The sequence below is a fragment of the Acetobacter sp. AAB5 genome (assembly GCF_050106715.1).
Classification (GTDB): Bacteria; Pseudomonadota; Alphaproteobacteria; order Acetobacterales; family Acetobacteraceae; genus Acetobacter; species Acetobacter oryzifermentans.
In genome coordinates this window covers 39,263-57,189 of the sequence record NZ_JBNIEW010000012.1, presented here as the reverse complement: position 1 = coordinate 57,189, position 17,927 = coordinate 39,263, and the positions used below count along the sequence as shown (strand labels likewise).

17 protein-coding genes are annotated in these 17,927 nt (G+C 51.0%); 11 read left to right on the top strand and 6 right to left on the bottom strand.

What is annotated here, in order from left to right:
- From ACP7IZ_RS11260 to ACP7IZ_RS11220, 9 genes are all read left to right on the top strand, one after another.
- Nucleotides 1-360: a hypothetical protein gene (locus ACP7IZ_RS11260; protein ID WP_414145431.1), complete on the top strand. Its 360-nt coding sequence runs from the start codon at nt 1-3 to the stop codon at nt 358-360.
- A gap of 98 nt (nt 361-458) precedes the next feature.
- Nucleotides 459-1,724, top strand: coding sequence for an aromatic ring-hydroxylating oxygenase subunit alpha (locus tag ACP7IZ_RS11255; RefSeq protein WP_426849240.1), 1,266 nt, complete (start codon nt 459-461; stop codon nt 1,722-1,724).
- Nucleotides 1,721-2,194, top strand: a complete 474-nt coding sequence (locus ACP7IZ_RS11250; protein WP_414145429.1) for an aromatic-ring-hydroxylating dioxygenase subunit beta — start codon at nt 1,721-1,723, stop codon at nt 2,192-2,194. Before ACP7IZ_RS11255 ends, ACP7IZ_RS11250 begins: the two co-directional genes overlap by 4 nt.
- Entirely contained in the window at nt 2,194-2,928 is a 735-nt protein-coding gene (locus tag ACP7IZ_RS11245) for an SDR family NAD(P)-dependent oxidoreductase (RefSeq protein ID WP_414145428.1), read from the top strand. Before ACP7IZ_RS11250 ends, ACP7IZ_RS11245 begins: the two co-directional genes overlap by 1 nt.
- Nucleotides 2,925-3,884: a PDR/VanB family oxidoreductase gene (locus tag ACP7IZ_RS11240; protein WP_426849237.1), complete on the top strand. Its 960-nt coding sequence runs from the start codon at nt 2,925-2,927 to the stop codon at nt 3,882-3,884. The genes ACP7IZ_RS11245 and ACP7IZ_RS11240 overlap by 4 nt, the downstream gene beginning before the upstream one ends.
- A complete protein-coding gene (locus ACP7IZ_RS11235) occupies nt 3,881-4,858 on the top strand; it encodes a ketopantoate reductase family protein (RefSeq protein WP_426849235.1) in 978 nt (325 codons plus the stop codon). Before ACP7IZ_RS11240 ends, ACP7IZ_RS11235 begins: the two co-directional genes overlap by 4 nt.
- Before the next feature lie 20 nt (nt 4,859-4,878).
- Complete coding sequence (locus tag ACP7IZ_RS11230; protein ID WP_426849233.1) at nt 4,879-5,637, top strand: class II aldolase/adducin family protein; 759 nt, start codon at nt 4,879-4,881, stop codon at nt 5,635-5,637.
- Nucleotides 5,634-6,104, top strand: coding sequence for a flavin reductase family protein (locus ACP7IZ_RS11225; RefSeq protein ID WP_426849231.1), 471 nt, complete (start codon nt 5,634-5,636; stop codon nt 6,102-6,104). Before ACP7IZ_RS11230 ends, ACP7IZ_RS11225 begins: the two co-directional genes overlap by 4 nt.
- Nucleotides 6,105-6,154: 50 nt before the next feature.
- Nucleotides 6,155-7,384 (top strand): amidase, encoded by a 1,230-nt coding sequence (locus ACP7IZ_RS11220; RefSeq protein ID WP_426849229.1) that lies wholly within the window; start codon nt 6,155-6,157, stop codon nt 7,382-7,384.
- A gap of 46 nt (nt 7,385-7,430) precedes the next feature.
- On the opposite strand, the gene ACP7IZ_RS11215 is transcribed toward ACP7IZ_RS11220, so the two are convergent.
- The 5 genes from ACP7IZ_RS11215 to ACP7IZ_RS11195 form a co-directional block, all read right to left on the bottom strand.
- Entirely contained in the window at nt 7,431-7,907 is a 477-nt protein-coding gene (locus ACP7IZ_RS11215) for a MarR family winged helix-turn-helix transcriptional regulator (RefSeq protein ID WP_414145422.1), read from the bottom strand.
- Between the two features lie 241 nt (nt 7,908-8,148).
- Nucleotides 8,149-8,913 (bottom strand): hypothetical protein, encoded by a 765-nt coding sequence (locus ACP7IZ_RS11210; protein ID WP_426849227.1) that lies wholly within the window; start codon nt 8,911-8,913, stop codon nt 8,149-8,151.
- A 42-nt stretch (nt 8,914-8,955) separates the two neighbouring features.
- Nucleotides 8,956-9,918 (bottom strand): biotin/lipoyl-binding protein, encoded by a 963-nt coding sequence (locus ACP7IZ_RS11205; protein ID WP_414145420.1) that lies wholly within the window; start codon nt 9,916-9,918, stop codon nt 8,956-8,958.
- Nucleotides 9,919-9,933: 15 nt separating this feature from the next.
- Complete coding sequence (locus ACP7IZ_RS11200; protein ID WP_003624554.1) at nt 9,934-10,134, bottom strand: DUF1656 domain-containing protein; 201 nt, start codon at nt 10,132-10,134, stop codon at nt 9,934-9,936.
- A gap of 1 nt (nt 10,135) precedes the next feature.
- Nucleotides 10,136-12,220 (bottom strand): FUSC family protein, encoded by a 2,085-nt coding sequence (locus tag ACP7IZ_RS11195; protein ID WP_006116410.1) that lies wholly within the window; start codon nt 12,218-12,220, stop codon nt 10,136-10,138.
- Between the two features lie 313 nt (nt 12,221-12,533).
- Between ACP7IZ_RS11195 and ACP7IZ_RS11190 the strand changes: the two genes are divergently transcribed.
- Nucleotides 12,534-13,682: a metallophosphoesterase family protein gene (locus ACP7IZ_RS11190; RefSeq protein WP_426849225.1), complete on the top strand. Its 1,149-nt coding sequence runs from the start codon at nt 12,534-12,536 to the stop codon at nt 13,680-13,682.
- Complete coding sequence (locus tag ACP7IZ_RS11185; protein ID WP_426849223.1) at nt 13,679-16,384, top strand: AAA family ATPase; 2,706 nt, start codon at nt 13,679-13,681, stop codon at nt 16,382-16,384. Before ACP7IZ_RS11190 ends, ACP7IZ_RS11185 begins: the two co-directional genes overlap by 4 nt.
- Here the strand turns inward: ACP7IZ_RS11185 and ACP7IZ_RS11180 are convergent.
- Nucleotides 16,368-17,834, bottom strand: a complete 1,467-nt coding sequence (locus ACP7IZ_RS11180; protein ID WP_426849222.1) for a carbohydrate porin — start codon at nt 17,832-17,834, stop codon at nt 16,368-16,370. The genes ACP7IZ_RS11185 and ACP7IZ_RS11180 overlap by 17 nt on opposite strands.
- Nucleotides 17,835-17,927: the final 93 nt, after the last annotated feature.

The following is a 17,927-nucleotide window of genomic DNA, read 5'->3' as shown; positions in this document are numbered from 1 at the left end:
ATGTCTAATCCAGACAAAAAGCCATTACGCGTTCTGTTTTGTGTTGGTGTCACGCAGACATTTTTTGATTTGCCAGCATCTGGCATCAAAACGGTATGGGCCGGAGTAGGGGAAATGCTGAAAGGCATGAATTCCCTGCCGGGGCTGACAATTCTGGGAACAATGGATGATGATCAGGTGATGGTCGGGGCATCCCATGCTTTTCCGTGGACCTGCTACATCCTTGCTGATGTTGATAGCGTGGAAACCGTTACAGCTGCTTGCAACCTATTCCGTGTAACAGAGGTGGGTGAGTATCGGTTGTGGCGTTACCTCAGAGTGGAAGCCCGCATGGGCCGCGTGCTTGAAGTTCCGGCCTAAAACATACGCCCCGTTATATGTCTGAAACAGGCATGCAAGGTTTCTGCCCGCAATAGGCGGACTATATTTTTGATCCTTCATAAAGAGGATTTGCGTTCATGACAGCTTTTCCTGATGTCAAACAGCTTCTTGCAGAAGATCGTGCTGATGGGTCCATTTACAGCAATCCTGATCTGTATGACATGGAAATGGACCGTATTTTCATGCATAACTGGATATGGGTTGCTCATCGGAGCGAGCTTCCTGAACCAGGTGAATTTATTACCACTTTTGTTGGCAGCCACCCTGTTATTGTCTCGCGCGATAGAAAAGGCGTGGTGCATGTCATGCTTAATCGCTGCCGCCATCGTGGGGCGACTGTGTGTGAGCAAAAGCATGGTAAGGCCGCCAGCTTTGTATGCCCATATCATGGCTGGGCCTATGGGTTGGATGGCGCATTACGTGGGGTTCCGCATCAGGATGGCTATACCGGGCAGCTTGATAAATCCAAGCTTCCTCTCGTAAGTCTGAGAGTTGAAGAATATAATGGATTAATTTTTGCGACTTTTGATAAGTCCATTATGTCTTTGGAAGACTGGCTTGGCCGGGCCAAACCGTGGATTGATCTGTTCATGAAGCAGGGTGCTTATTGGCCGGTCAAAACCATGGGTGAGCATAAGTTTACTTTTCCGGGAAACTGGAAAATCCAGCTCGAAAATACAACAGATGCTTACCATTTCCCTATAGTGCATAAGCCATATCTTGATTCTGTTGACAAAGAAACAGAAGATACATTCTCCTTCCTAGATGGTGAGGGATATGTGGAAGATTTGGGGCATGGCCACTCGGTTATGGTCATGATTCCAGATTTGGTGGATCTTGAAGAAGATCTGGATCGCCCCATTCCCATGCGGTTTGAAAAACTGGCTGAAGATCTCAGCAAAGATCACACACCGCAGGAAGTCAGGCGCATTGTGCGTGCTGTTGGTGGAACAGGTTTTAACCTGAACCTGTTTCCAAACCTTGCGTGCTCAATGGCATTTTTCCGTGTTCTACGGCCTTTGTCTGTGAATGAAACAGAAATACGCCATATTGCTATTGGGATGGATGGCGGCCCGGCGAGTGCCAATCAGGCCCGCTTGCGCCTTCATGAGCATTTTCAGGGACCAATGGGTTTTGGCACCCCAGATGATGCAGAAGCATGGGATAGGGTGCAGCGTGGGTCACTGGCCGGGCGTGATATTCCCATTTTGTTAAACCGAGGTATCGGGCACGAAGCCAAGCGTGAAAACGGTAATCTCTATAGTGATGTCAGTGCAGAAACAGGAATGCGCGCTGCATATCGGCAGTGGTTTGCAGATATGACTGAGGAGAATGAAGCATGAGCATTTCTCTGAATGATGCCGTAGAGCTTGTAACGCTAGAAGCCGATCTGCTGGATGATGGCCAGTTTGTTGAATGGCTTAAGCTTTATACGCAATCTGGCCTTTACATTATTCCGATTGACCCTGCGGCAGATGATTATGCTGATACGCTGAATTATGCGTATGACGATGCTGAAATGCGCCAAAAACGCGTTGAACGCCTGATTGGGGGGCGCGCCATTTCAGCGGCTCCTCCAGCACAGACAATTCGGTTACTTTCACGGTACAGAATTCTGGAATCTGATGATCAGAAATGTGTGCTTCGTTGTGCCCAGTTGTTAACGGAACTGCGGCAGGGGCGTGAGCGCTCTTATGTGGCCAATGTCATCTTTACCTTGGTGAAAGAAGGAGATTCTCTGAAAATTGACCAGAAAGTCATTAAGCTTTTAGGGTCAACAGAGGCACTAACAGCCGTGAGTTACATCCTGTAATGCGGACGGCTTTGGTAACAGGCGGAGCGCAGGGGCTTGGTGCTATTATAGTGGCAAGCCTCGTGCAGGCGGGCTATCGGGTTGCAATTGCAGATATCAACCCAGATGTGGCTCAACATTTGGTAAAGGAACATGGCGCAGAAAAGGTTGCTGTTTTCGGGCTGGATGTAAGCAATGAAAACTCGGTCGAGCAGGTTCTGGATCAGGTAGAAAAACGCTTTGGCTTACCATGGCTTTTGGTAAATAACGCGGCGGTCATGAAGGCACAGCCCGTGCTGGAAATTGATATGCCAACGTTTGAGCGCATTATATCGGTTAACCTGTGCGGGACTTTCCTGTGTAGCCAGCGGTTTGCACGGCGCCTTGTTGCGGCAGGGCAGGCGGGGCGAATTGTCAACATCGGCTCATTGGCTGGGCAGAATGGTGGTTCGGCCACTGGGGCGCATTACGCGGCCTCAAAAGGGGGTATTCATACCCTTACCAAAGTGTTTGCGCGCGATCTGGCGCCGTTGGGTATTACCGTTAATGCAATAGCGCCCGGCCCGTTAGACCTGCCATCGGTTGCTGCAACAATTGGTGCAGATCGTTTACCTGCTCTGAAAGCTGCATTGCCAACCGGTAAGTTAGGCCGCCCCATTACCGTGGCGCGCATGGTTGTGGAAATGGCGCGTGAAGATGCTGATGGGCTAACGGGATCTACAATTGATATTAACAGTGGGTTGTATTTGCGATGACCAGACAATCTCATTTGTTGAATGTTACAGTAGATGCATGTCAATTGCGCGGATCTGTTCTTTGCTTTGATCTCAAAGCTCCAGATGGAGCAGATCTGCCGGAGTGGGAAGCCGGTGCCCATATTGACCTGCACCTTGAAGACGGACTGATCCGCCAATATTCCTTGTGCGGAAACCCGGCTGATCGTAAGCGGTATTCTCTGGCTGTGCTGTTGGACCCTAAATCTCGTGGGGGGTCTGTAGCTGTGCACCGTCTTGTGTGTAATGGGGCGCAATTCCAGATCAGCCAGCCACGTAACTTGTTTCCATTGGCTCGTGATGCGCGGAGCAGTTTGCTTATTGGCGGTGGCATAGGCGTTACGCCGATGATCGCAATGGCATATGAACTGCATGATAAAGCAGAAAACTTTGCCCTGCATTATGTTGCGCGTGACCCGGTGTTTACACCTGTTTTGCAGGCTCTCCCTTTTGCCGAGCACGTTGTTATTCATGATCATAGCCAAGCTGAACGACCACGCTTTAACGTGCAAAATACGCTTGCCAATTGGATAGAGCAAAGCGGATCTGGGGTGCATGTGTATGTGTGCGGCCCAGAAGGGCTGATGCAGGCCGTTGCGCAGGCAGGGGGTGCCTGTGATCTGCCAGAAGGCCATGTGCATCAGGAAGCCTTTTCTGCACAAACCGTGGAAGGTGGATCTGGGTTTGAAGTACTAGGCGCCAAAAGCGGTGTGCGTGTTCAGGTTGCAGAAGATGAAACCATAGCCGCAGCTTTTGCTCGCTCTGGTGTGCGTGTGCCTGTTAGTTGTGAGCAGGGTATCTGTGGCACGTGTGTTGTGTCTGTTCTGGAAGGTAAGCCAGAGCATCGTGACGAATACCTGACAGATGAAGAAAAAACGGATCAGATTGCTCTTTGTTGCTCACGGTCAAAAACACCTTTGCTTGTAGTAGACCTATGAACAAAATGCCTCGTATTTGTATTGCCGGTATGGGGGGAATAGGGGGTACCTTTGCTTCTATTCTTTCATCCAGACCAGTCATACTGTCTGTTGTGGCACGAGGCAGAACCTTACAAGCCTTGCATGAAAATGGGTTGGTTTGCCAGAATGGATCAGAAACTACGCGGCATTCTCTCAGAGCGAATGATCGCGCGCCCGCTGAAATACAGGATCTGATTATTCTTTCTGGTAAGTCCTACCAACTGCCAGATCTGTTTAAAACAGTTAGCCATGCAGTGGGGCCGAACACACAAATTATACCGGTTTTGAATGGCCTGCCGTGGTGGATGATTGCGCAGACAAATACAGCACGGAGTGTTGTTAAAAAAATTACCCATGCTTTAGACCCTGAAGGCAATCTTAGCAGTATTCCGCCCGAGAATATTATTGGGTGTGTTGCCTATGCTTTTGCTCAGGTGCCATCCCCAGGAGAAGTGACTATTTCTGGTTCCCCTCGGTTTATATTGGGGAGCGCATTACCCGGCCAGAATACTGTTCATCAGGTTTTGACATGGCTGGAGGATGGGAAAGGGTATTTTACAGAAACACCTGATATCAAAAAGGAAATCTGGAACAAACTTTCCCTGAATGTTGCAACAAATTTCTTATCCGTTCTATGTGAGGGAACATTAAAAATTCTCTCTTCCAATCCAGATCTTTGCGTATTGATCAGGCGGTGCCTCGTAGAAATTCAGGTTCTTGGGCAGGATTGTGGAATTGGCGGCTTGCTCCCCATTGATGAGTTAATGAGCAAGGTGGAGCAAGGGGGTAACCACCCTACATCCATGTTGCAAGATTATCTGCGGAATAAGCCATTGGAATTAGCCGCCATGGGGGACGTTATTATACGTCTTGCGCATCATCATGGGCTTGTTCTTCCTACGACAGAAGCACTTGTAGGCCTGACACGTAACAAAGCATCAAGACGTTATTAAGCTTGCAAAAGGACGTAAAAATGTCGGACTTGTGGAGTGCTGATGAAACAAAACTCCGTATTCAGTTAGCGGAATGTTATCATCTTATTGATTATTTTGGTTGGACTGAGATGATTTTCAATCATATTTCAGTTCGTCTTCCCGGTGAGCCAAGGCGTTATTTGGTCAATGCTTTCGGGTTGAATTATGATGAAGTCACACCAGAAAACCTACTCGTTGTAGATGCTGATGGGCATATTGTCAGCAACAGTGCAAATAAGCCTAACCCGGCAGGGTTTGCACTGCATGGTTCTATTCATGGCGCTCGAGATGACATTCATTGTGTTATTCATACACATACGAATGCAGTCTGTGCCGTTGCCATGAAGCAGCAAGGCTTTAGCCACGATAATTTTTACGGGGCGCAGCTTTTTGAACGCGTTGGGTATCATGATTTTGAAGGTATCACCCTTTATGATGATGAACGCCCACGCATGCTTGCCAGCTTAGGCAATAAACATGTTTTGGTTTTGCGGAACCACGGTGTTGCTGTTGGCGGCGCAGATGTACCGCGTGCTTTTTTCCTGCTCTGGATTGTGCAAAGAGCGGCTGAAATTCAGTGCCAGACAGGCATGATTCCCGGAAAAGACGTTACCATTCCAGATGAAATACGGCGTCGCTGTGCGCAAGATGCAGATGGCGTTATTGCAAATTCACAAGCCGCCCAAAAGATGTTTGACGCAGCAGTGCGCAAAATACGCAAAGAACGAGGCCCCCTGTGGGAAGGAGACCAAGCATGAACACCACAATGCGAGATGATTTTCGCAAAGCAATGTCGCATTTTGCAACCGGGGTTGCCGTTGTAACGGCCAAAGGAGAGCAGGGGGCACAAGGTGCCACAATTAGTGCGCTGAGTTCCGTTTCTCTGGACCCTGTTTTACTGTTGGTGTGCCTCAACCGTAAAAGTTCAACCTATAAGGCCATTGCGGAAAGTGGACGTTTTGCACTGAGCATTCTTTCGAAAAGCCAAGAAGACAAGGCTTATTTCTTTGCATCTCCAGCGTTGGATAAAAACGTGGAAACAGAAACACTGTGCCACGAAAATGGGAGTTTGTTTGTAAAGGATGCCCTTGTCCATATTTCCTGCTCTGTGCAGGAAACTTTAACAGGCGGCTCTCATGAAATTTTTCTGGGAAGCCCTGATTACGTTAATGTAACAGGCACGGAACCTTTGTTGTATTTCAAAGGTGGTTTTAATTTATTCTAATAAATAACATGTAAAGACGAACATACTTCAAGTTCTGCAAAGGAGTGGTTATGCTGCCAGATTCCACGGTTATTGCTGAAAACCTTATTGATACAATCAACAAGCATGAAGGTAAGATTCGTGCTTTTACGCAGTATAATCCAGAGCAGATACGGCGCGATGCCGCCCATCTTTCTTCCGGCCTTCTGGCCGGAATGAGTGTTGGCGTAAAAGATATTGTAGAAACAGAAGCATACCCAACCGAGTATGGGTCTGATATTTACAAAAACAACCAATCTCGTGCAGATGCTGCTTGTGTAACATTGCTTAAACAAGCCGGTGCGTTGGTGGCTGGTAAAACAGTCACAACAGAATTTGCATTTTTTCAACCCGGCCCAACAGTCAATCCTTATGATACCGCACGCACACCCGGAGGCTCATCCAGTGGATCTGCTGCTGCTGTGGCGTGTGGCATGGTAGATATAGGCATTGCGTCTCAAACCGCTGCATCTCTTACACGTCCGGCGTCTTATTGCGGAATTGTTGGTTTTAAGCCCTCTTATGCGCGTTACAATGCTGCGGGGGTTAAATATTTGGCACCATCATTTGATGCTTTGGGTATTGTAACGCGAGATGTAACTACGGCAATTAAAGCTGATAATGCTTTAAAAGGGCCGAAACCAGTAAATGTTAAACTGCCCTTACAAAAGCCCAAGCGTATTGGCTTTTGCGAGACCCCATGGTGGAACCAAGGGGATACAGACATGCATCAGGCACTGCAAACCGCAGCAGATTTGTTTGCACAACAGGTATCTCTTGAAAAAGTAGATCTAACAGATTTTGAAGAAGGGGCTGATCTGCATCTCACAATTATGAGTTATGAAGCAGCGCAATCTCTTGCTTGGGAATATAAAACAAAGCGTGCGCAAATAAGCCCGCAGATAGCAGCACTGGTTGAAGCCGGACAAGCTATTACCCGACAGGATTATGAGAAGGCGCAGGAAAAAGCAAAAAATCTACGAAAAAAGGCAGATCTACTGTTTGAAACGTATGATGTGCTTCTTGCTCCCGCAGCTCCGGGTGTTGCGCCCTTACTGCAAGAAGGCACAGGCAGTCCACTTTTTAGCCGTTTATGGACACTTTTGCACCTGCCATCTCTTACTCTGCCGGGCATGGTAAACAAGGCCGGCTTACCTATTGGGGTGCAATTTCTAGGGCGCTACGGAGCTGATGAAGCTCTGTTATCTTATGGCTTGTGGGCAGAAGGCATTTTGCCAGATCGCCCGCTTTGTTCTGGCTGATTTTATGCGGATGGTCACCAGCGGCTGAAAACCCTCTGGTGACCCATTAATAAATATTCTGATATATTTTGCTGCATGTATTTATCAGCGCACGAATTTCATGATCATCAAAATTATGGAATGCCCGCCCAAAAATAAGAGAGGCAATACGGCGTACGTCAGTAAATACTTGAATCCCTTTTTCTGTAAGACGAACGTCTGTCACCCGTGCATCATGTTCCGAAACAGAGGTACTGATGAGCCCTTCGTTTTCCATACGATAGATGAGTTTGGTCATGGTAGAAATGCGGATAACGGCCAAATCCGCAATCCGTCCAATGGGGGCGTATTCGTGCTCGTGTAAAATAGCGAGCACACGCCACCGGGGAATATCCATGCCAATGGGTTTAAGGTGCGCGTCCATGCGTATCTGATAGAGGCTGACAAGACGGGTCAGGTGGAAAAAAGGCGAGGCATCGGAAGAAAAGAGCTGATCTTTAGGGTCTGCCTGACGCCACACCTTGCCACTGCGTGATTTTACCACAATCTCATTCCTCATAATGAACTGTAGAAAGCTCTAGTCTTTTTGGATTGATCTGTGAAGTAATCTGCCGCGCATGTGGTTACGTTAAAGTGCCATAAGTCTTTATCGGTGGAGATTCATGACTGGGAAGAAGGTCTTTTCTCCGCTTCCACAGGTCATCGCGCAAACCGTAACGTCAGGCTAAGGTGCAGGAAGCAGCTTTGTCTTTGGCCTGAACGTTGGAGCTTGCGCGCAGGCTGCATTAAGGGCTGTGCTGCGTAGAGGTTACAACAATTTTCCCTTTGCCATCACGTTCTGTGGCTAAGGTGCCTGTGGCTTTGTCTACTAAAATGTTACCCGTATTTTCAACATGTAGAGCCGCCACAGATGTTTCACCATGAAACACAGCATCTGCTGTGCTGTTAGAGGTGATTTCCAACGCCTCTAGCTTACCTTGTTGGGCTGTAAAGGAGGCAGAGCCACCAAGATAAACAGCCAGAGCAGGAGCTTGCACCTTTCCGATCATGAACGGGGCAGAAAGCGTGGAACGCAAACGTGCAGAGTCAGCCAATACAGGAATGGTGATAGCGCCAGTGGAATCAGAAGTAACATTCAGTTCCGCAGTGCGCCCTAGGGTAACTGCACCACTGCCAGCCTGAAGAAAAACGGGGCTTTTACGGTCATCCACCTGAATGGCTGTTCTGCCTGTGCTGGTAATAACCAACGGCATATTGGGGGGCGTGGTGAGCGTAAGATTGGTATCTGCCCGACAGTTTTGCCCTGCAAGAGACAGGCTGCCATCAGAGTTGGTGGCAAGCTGTAGGCCTGTTGGCCATTGCCCGTTTACTGGTTCAGGCTGCGTTACGCCTTTTTGGGCGCGGATATGCAGGCTGTTCAGGCAGGGCGCTGCAATATTGAGTGTTGGGGTTTCGGTTTTTTCTGCCCCACAGGCAGTAGAGGGCAGAAAAACCGCCAGGCAAAGAGCCGTTGCAGCGCAAAGTTCTGAACGAAAAAAAGAATACAGCATGTCTTCTTTTTGCCAGTGCCAGAGGGGTGCGTCTATCCTGTTTTAATGGCGCAGCCCACTGCCGCCAGTGCCACCCATTAAGGCATCGTGCATACGGTCCAGTGCTTCGGTGAGTGTATCATGCGCGCGTTTGCCTTTGCTGCCTACAACAGTCACGGTGCTGGTCATGCCAGCAGCCAACTGGGTGCCGGGGGGAATACTGTCTATCTGCACACGCACAGGAATACGCTGCGCCAGACGCACCCATGTATAAACCGGATCAACCGATGGCAGGCCCTGCGTTGCGGTGGCTGCGTTGGCGGTTGCAATGCCGCGTGTCAGGCTTACAACATGGCCCCACATAGGCTCCCGATACCCCATCAGATCCAGGCGTACCCGATCTCCAACGTGAATGGAGCGAATTTTTGTTTCCTCAAAATACCCATCCACCCAGTAGGATGAGGCATCAATAACCTCAATATTGGATTTGCCTGCTGTTGCGTAATCACCCACACGCATGATGAGGTTATTGACATAACCTGTTACCGTGCTGCGCACATACGTACGATCAAGGTTGATTTTGGCTTGGGAAAGATTGGCCAACGCCTGCGCATAAGCTGCTTTGGCAATGTCTGCCGTGGCTTGATAAACCTGCTTTTCTTCGCGGGAGGCCGCAGCATCTGTCAGCCGATCACGCCGAAACTCCTGCGTATCTTTCAGCGCCATATCCGCTTTGCGCTGGTTGACCGCAGCCGTTGCTGTTGCCAGCGCTACCTTGAAGTCAAACGGATCAATTTCGTACAGAATATCTCCAGCATGAACGAACTGGTTATCCCTTACGCGCACAGCAATAATCTGGCCTGAAACACGAGGGGCAATATCTGCAACCTGTACACGCACTTGTCCGTTTCGGGTCCAGGGGGCGGCTGTGTAGTAATCCCACAGTACGAAGCAAACAACGGCTGCAATGGCAAGAATGGTCCCCGTCGTGATAAACTGCAGGACGCGGCGGGCGCGCTCAAACACGGTCGGAAAGCCCTTTCACAACAAAATAGTGTAAAGGCCGATAAGGCATATAAGAATGCCAAATTCAGCCAGAGGCAGGTTCCATACCACGCGGCGGGCACGTACTTTGGATAGAACCGGGTTAAGAGCCAGCAGGGTGGCAATAGCCAATCCGGCATGGACAACAAAGGACGAAACAAGCAGCCCGCCTATATCCAGAACAGGGCGTAATTCCATGTTAGCGGGCCTTCCATTGCTGATCTGGCACAGGAACAAGATCATACAGATGCAAAGCGGAACGGTTGTGTTCCAGCAAATGTATGGCGCCAACCATGGCGGATACGGCAGCAAGGGCCGTAGCCATCTGGCCATGTGGCAGGTTGATGGAGTGATCAAGCAGAACGCGGGCTTTGCGCTTCATGCGGTAAAGTGCTGAATCCACGTTGTAGATAATGGTGGCGCGGTAGGCGGATTCTGCATCCAGCCGGATAGCGGGAATAGTGGCGGCGCGTTGCAAATGGCGGCGTGCGCGGGCCAGTTCCACGTTCAGTTCATCTAAACTGGCAAGGCGGGAGAAAACGCGCTGTTTTGCCTTGTTGTTAGGCAGGTAGCGGTTCCATTCCAGAATGCGGCAGAGCCGATCATAATGGCGGCTGATAAGGGCGGAACCGGCTTGTTCGCCATGCCCTTCAAACTGAAGCAGCAAATCGTGCCCGATGGTAATGCCAACCCGGAAGCGCCTGCCTGTAGCAGAAGGGGGCAACAACAGCACCAGTGAGATAAAGATGATAATGGCCGCAAACAGATACAGCACGTTGCGGTCTATAAATGCAGAGGGCTCATAGTTCTGTTGGTTCGCCACGCCCAAAATCACAAAGAAAAAGACACCCGCGTTAAACCCGATAGTGGCTGTTTTGGGGTTCATCAGCAGTAAGCAACCGCCAAAGATAATGGGGAGAATAGCCATTGCCAGAAAAGGCATGTCTGCACCGTGGGGCAGCACTCCAAAGTTCAGCACTGCGGCCACGGCAATAGCCAAAGGCGTACCTATAAGGGCACCCATACCAAAACCGCGCGCATTGTATGTGGTGGCGGCCAGAGTAAGGATAATGGCAACCTGAGACAGTGCGCTGTAAGTGGCGGGAATATCAGAGATAATGCACAGCCCGGCCGCAACAGAAAATCCAATCAGGGTGCGCAAGCCATTGAGTAGGGCCGCAATAACATCATGATGCTGATCGATCTTGAGTTCCGGTGCCTGTGTGCGAGCCCGTTGCCCATGCTGGAGCGCATCTATGCCATCTGCTGCCCAACGTGCATCAGACAGAAGCGCCATGGAACGTTCAATCAGCCACGCTTCATCCAGCGTTGGGCCAAGAGATGCTTCCTCTGCGTGGGCTTCCTTGGCCAGATCTTCCAGATCATGCACGGCTTGAAGGGGAGATTCTACCGGAGTGCCATCTCCAAATGATGTGCGAATATGTTTGAGTATGGGGCCAGAGATGTTGCCCCGGCGCAGCACATTGGCAATGGCACGGCTACAGGTTAGCATTTCCAGCAAGGCCACCATGGCGGAGCGCGCGCCTGCAAGGCGTAGCTTGGCATCAGCAAGCTCGGTTTTGGCAAAGGAAACCTGAGATGTCAGGGCAATAATTTCGCCAGCCAGCCCGGCGCATGTCATGTCATCTGGTACGCCGTGGCCTGCTACGGCATCACGCGCAATGCGTTGCACCATTTCACCTGTGCGGCGCAGGTTGGCTGCCAGTTTTTCAAACGCGGTAGGAGACCCAAACACATCGTTAATGGCAGCGGTGGCTGCAATGCCAACAACAATGGCAGATACACGGTTAACAGTAACATCAAAAATAGAAGCCGGGTTATCAATACAGCTAATGCCCACAATGGCTACGGTGTAGCCAGAAAGCATGGCTGCATAGGCACGGAAGTCTCGCTCCAATGTGCCCATAATGGTGCATAACGTTAGCCACAGCGCCACGCCGCCCAGAAAAACGCCACGTTCCTGATTAAAGCAGGCGGTTAAAAACAGCGCGACAAATGCCCCAATAATTGTGCCAGCCAGCCGGTAAAGCGCTTTGGAGAGCACCTGCCCACGTGTGGGCTGCGCCAAGATCATAACAGTAACAGCAGCAGAACCGGGGGAGGAAAGCTGGAGCCAGAAAGCCGTGGCAAGCGCCAGAACAGCAGACAGCCACGTGCGCAGACAAAACAGAAACCAGCCATGTGCGAAGATGCTGCGAGGCAGGGGAAGAAACAGTGTCTTCCAAGATCCCATACGGAATGCTGCCGGTGTTTCTGTTGTCATGTCTGCTCTGTCTTTAACCTCTTTGCTTCACATTAGGGGGCATGCCATTTCCGGCCAGACAAGGCGGGTGAGAGCGAATCTCGCAGTATCAGCATGCTTCTTAAAATAAAATATAATCTTTGGCGTGATGCCATGAGTGATGAGGGGGGTTGCGCTTAACGCGGGTCAGGCCAGATGGCGAGGGTGTGAATTATATCTAACCTAATGATAAGATAAGATGAAGTGAGGTTAAGGGATGGCTGCTCACGATCTGGGTATGTCATGGGAAAGTGAAATTTTTCTGCCATTTGCGTGATGGAGTGCGCCAGAATTCATGAAATTTATCCACACATCAGACTGGCAGATAGGCAAGACATTTAGTTTTGCAGATGATGATACACTGGGTGCGCTACAGGCCGCGCGTGTAGATGTTGTGCGCACGATTGGCGCTTTGGCGCGGCAGGAAGGTGTGACCTGCGTATTGGTGGCGGGCGATATTTATGAGCACGAAACGCCAGAAAGACGCACATTGCACCAACCCATGGAGCGGATGCGGCAGTTTCCCGATGTGCAGTGGCATCTTATTCCCGGCAACCATGATGCGGATACGCCAGAGGGCGTATGGGCACGTTTAAGGCGTGAAGATGCGGTGCCAGACAATGTGCATCTGCATACATGCCCGCAAGCGGTGGAAATAGATAAAACACATAATGCGTGGTTGCTGCCTGCTGTGCTCAAGCGGCGGCATACGCTTTCTGATCTCACCGATTATATGAATGATGCGGCCACCCCGCCAGAAGCCTTGCGCATTGGATTGGCGCATGGATCTGTTGTCGGATTTAGTAATGGGCAGGAAGCCGAGGATAACCCTATTGCGCTGGATCGGGCAAAGCAGGCTGGGCTTGCCTATCTGGGGTTGGGGGATTGGCACGGCTTTTGCCAGATTGATGCGCACACCTGTTATTCTGGCACCCCGGAAACAGACCGTTTTGTAACAGGTGGCGCAGGCGGCGGGGAAACGCTGGTTGTGTCCGTAGATGGTCCATGTGCTCAACCTGTTATTTCTCGGCATCGAACGGGTAAGTATCTCTGGCGCAAACTGGAAGATATTGTGCTGGCCAATGGCGAAGATATTGAAGCATTGGAAGCCCGTGTAAGAAGTATAAATCCGGATAACCCCAGTGTTGTTATGGCATGGCTGGAAGTTTCTGGCCTGTTGGGTGTGGATGATTTGCGTAAATACGAAAGTGTTATTCTCTCGCGCTTACAAAGTGCGGTGGCGTGTTTACGCATAACCGGTGCCCCCCAACTGGCTGCAGGCGCACAGGATCTGGAGCGCCTTGATGCCTCAGCAACGGTAAAGGTGGCAGCCCAAGAACTGCTACAAATGATTGAGCGGGGAGGTGAGGAAGGTGCTGTGGCAAGGGAGGCCCTGCAAAGGTTGTTCCTGTTCTGGCACGAAGTAGAAGGTGCCGCAGCATGATTCTGACAGATATCCAGCTTGAATGTGTGCGTCGGTTTACATCACCAGTGCGTCTGGAAGGGTTGGGCGATGGGCTGAATGTGCTGGCCGCCCCGAATGAGGCCGGTAAATCCACATTGCTGATGGCTCTACGGGCAGCGTTAACCTTACGTCATGGTTCCAAAGCCCAATCTGTAAAAGACATGCAGCCCTATGGCGGCGGTGCGCCCCATATTGGTGTCGGGTTTGAATGGAGTGGTAAGTCCTGCTGGTTGGAAAAACGCTTCATGAAGGGCGCGTTTGCGCGTCTTGATCTGGGGCAGGAGCGTTTTGATGGGGATACAGCAGAAGAACGCCTGAATGCTCTGCTGGAGTTGGAGAAAAACGGCAAAAGCGAAGCAACAGGTTTGTGGAATGCTCTTTTAGTGCGCCAAGGGGAAAGTTTTGCTGCGCCCGTTCTGAACAATGCAGGCCGTTCCAGTATTCAGAACTGTTTGGAACAAGGTATTCAGGAAGTCACCGGTATTGCTACAGCAGGGGCTATGCTGGAGCGTGTAAGGGCCCGGTTGGGGCAGTTACAGACCGCGACTACAGGCAAACCCACAGGGCGTTATAAGCAGCTTCTGGAAGATCAGGCCAAAGCAGCAGAAACGTTGAAAAGCCTGCATGCCAAGCGTGCTGCGCTGGAAGAAGATCTGGTTTTACTAGAACAAACACGCCGCATGTTGCGTGAGCAGGAAAACCCAGAACGGCAAAAACAGGAAGAGCAAGAACTACATAAGCTGCGGGCCGTAAGAGACCGCCTGCGAAACTTGGATGCAGAGGAAAAAGCCGCGCAGGCCAGAAAAGCCGCAGCAGTGCAGCAGTTGCAGAATATTCGGGATGAAGAGGAGCGGCGGCAAGAGCACCGGGCCGAATGCACGCGGTTAGAGCACCTTATTGCGGCTAGTGAACAAGATATTGCAGAACTGGCAGAATACGAAAAAACTGCCAATTTGCGGTACCAAGCTGCCCAGGCCGAATGCCTTAAGGCAGTGCAGCGCCATCAGGTGCGGCGTGCTGTTTTGCATCATGGCATGCAGCAGCGCGAAGTGCAGCACATGGAGGCAGCACTTTTGCGCCAGCGTGAAAACCTAAAGCATGTGCAGGAAACCTTTGCCCAAATAGAACAGGCGCAGGCCGTTTTTGATGCATTGCCTATGGATGAAGCCAAAATCCAGCGCGTGCGTAAAGCAGCCCAGAAAGTGGTAACGCTGGAACAACAGTTGCAAGCGCAAGCCACTGTGCTGGAAATGGATTTGCTGCCGCAAGCTTCGCAACATGTTCTGTTAAATGGTCAAGTTTGTGCATCTGGTAAAAGCCTGCTGCATGCTCCTGCTGAACTTCAGATTGAAGGCATTGGCCGGTTTGTTATTACCCCTTCGGTTGGGGGAAATACGGTTGAATTGCAGCAGGCTCTTCAGGCAGCGCAAGCCGCATTAGCGGATCTTTTGCAACAGGCTGGATGCCAAAATGCAGAAGAAGCTGAGCAACATTACGAAAAGCGCTGCTTGGCGGAACGTCAGCTTAAGGAAGCTAAGGCCGTTTTTGCCGCTACAGTGCCCAATAAAAAGAGCGCACCCCCTGATCAGGTTCTGTTGGAATTGCGGCAGGCTCTGGTCAGAGAAGAAGCTGCATGCACACAGAAAAAACAGGCCTTGGCGCAAAATCTGGCCAGCCAGATCGGAAGTGCTGAGGAATGTGATCTTAATTGCCAGCCAGATGAAGCCGTGCAGCAGGAGCAGGAAGCAGCCGTAGCGGTAGATCAAGCGCGAGAAAAAGAGCGTGATGCGCAACAGGTGCTGATAACGGCCAAAACGGCCTTGGATAAAGCCAGTGCGGCACAACAGCAGCAGGAATCCGGGCTAGCCCGTGTGCAGCGCGAACTGGCGCTCTGGCAAGAGCGTGAACCAGATGCAGCATTAGTCCAACGCAAGCTGGCCTGCCAGCAGGAGCAGGAAGCAGCACAAGCCGCCTTGGAGCATTGTGAGCAGGCACGCCAGAAAGAACAGCCCCTTAGCCTAGTGGAAAGTGGTATTCAGCGGCGTGAACAGGCCCAGAAAACGGATGGTGAAACCATAGCCCGGCTGCGTGAAGATATACGTGAACGCGAAACCCGTGTGCGTGGCGCGGAAGGTGAAGGGCTGGATGAGCGCATGGCAGAGGCAGACCGGCACCAGCAGCGCCTGAATATGGAAGAGGCCGCCTGCACGCGGGATAGATCTGCCCTTGTTTTGCTGGATCAGGTTTTAAGCAAGGCGGAGCAGGAGCAAACAGCACGCTATATGGGGCCACTGGTGAAAACCATGCAGCCTGCATTTTCCGCCCTGTTTCCCGGCGCTGCACTGGAAATGAATGCAGATTTTGGAGTAGCTGCCCTTTCGCGCGCTCAGCGGGAAGATGTGGCAGATCTTTCTGATGGTACGCGTGAGCAGATAGCTGTTCTGGTGCGTTTGGGGTTTGCTGAAATGCTGCATGCACGCGGCGTTCCAGCTATTTTGGTGCTGGATGATGCGCTGAGTTTTGCAGATTCAATGCGGCTGGAACGTTTGTTTGATGTGTTGGCAGAAGCCGCAAAGCGCTTTCAGATCCTTATTCTCACATGCCATGCGGAACTGTTCGCGCCATTGCGGGGCAGGATGTTAAGCCTGCGCCCGCAAGAAAGTTTTACATCACCACGTTGAACTGAAGGGCCATAACGGCAGCATCATGGAACACGGTGGAACCACCGGGGCGGTTGATATACTGGAAGTCCGGCTGCAAAGACATGCCATTAGCAACGTGTGCGTTATAAAACACTTCGTAGATGTTTTCGTGGGTTTGAATACCCCACACCTTGCCCCACTGGTTATCGGGAAAGGGCACGCCAGCAGCTAATGCAGCTTCCTGTTGCAGAACAGAGGCGCGGCTCATGGTCATCCACTGGAACATGGCGCCAACGCTATCATTGGGGCGGCCCCATGCCGCGCCAGTTTCTGTCATACCGGCCCATACGTGGTGAGACATGGCAGTGGTTTTACCATCAGACCACATCCACCCTGCCAGTGCGATCAGGCCATTGGTTGGGCCATCACCATTCCGCATCAGCATCTGGTCAGCCATAAACCATGCACTTGCGCGGCCTGCCTCGTATTGCGGTTGTGCGCCGGTTTGCACCCATGCATTGCCGTTTACGTCATTCAGCAGGTTTTTGTATTTGGAGTTATCGTAGCCAAACCCAGCCTTATAGTGGCCCACCAGATGGTTGCGCCCGAAAGAAGGCAGCCAGCCAATTTCAACTGGGGAGGAAAACTTGCCCAAGCCATCCTGCGCCCAAGCCCAGCCAGAAATGCCGCCGTTATAAGCATGGGGGGAAACAGCAAACAGGCCAGCCATAATATAGGTTTGTTTTGTGGGCATAACGCGCGCAACAAAGCCGAGGTTACCAGATGGCCAGTCTCGCGCGCCTTCTGTGTATTTGGTGGGGGCTGGGTTCCCGCACATGGCAACGTTCATGTACATACAAAACAGTGGGGAGGCGGCAAAAAAGCTGCCAACCGGAATCCAGCCAGCGCTGATATCGATATGGTTGTGCAGAAAAGCATGTTCACCATACAGGTAAACAAGATGGGCCACCACGTTACCACGTGCCCCATAAATCTGCTGCACGCCGCCAAGTGAATCCCCAATGTAATCTGTGCTCAGGTTACGGCCATGCCCGTTTACCACCATCATGTGGGTCCAGAACCCTTTCATGATGTCGGCATTGGTGAGTTTGCCCCAGTCTACATCAAGTTCAACACCCACCTGTCCGGCATCATCCACACCTTTCCTGCGGCCGCCCCTAAAGTTGCCTGCAAGTTCTTCATGCACATCTGCCAGAATATGAATGCCGTGGTTGAGCAGCCAAGGCTGCGCGCCCCACCAGTTTCCAAAAAAATGATCCTTGCCATAGGGTGCAGAAAAAAGCGGGCCGGGATCTTCTACCTGATCGGCTTCGTTATCTACCTGCAAGCTGGGCCAAAGGCCCACGGCGCTGTTTCCACCTGTTAGCAACTGTGCATGCGCAGGTAAAACAACAAAAAAAGACAGAATAAGCAGGCAGGTCAGCCATAAAGCGCGAAAAGGAAAATGGAGGTGAAGGCGTTTAATCATGTTCCCTTGATTTTTATTTCTTTCGGCCACCTCATATTTCAGCAGAAAAAAGTGTGGCCTTGGGTTTCGGGATACTGCGGTTCCCGTTTTCTA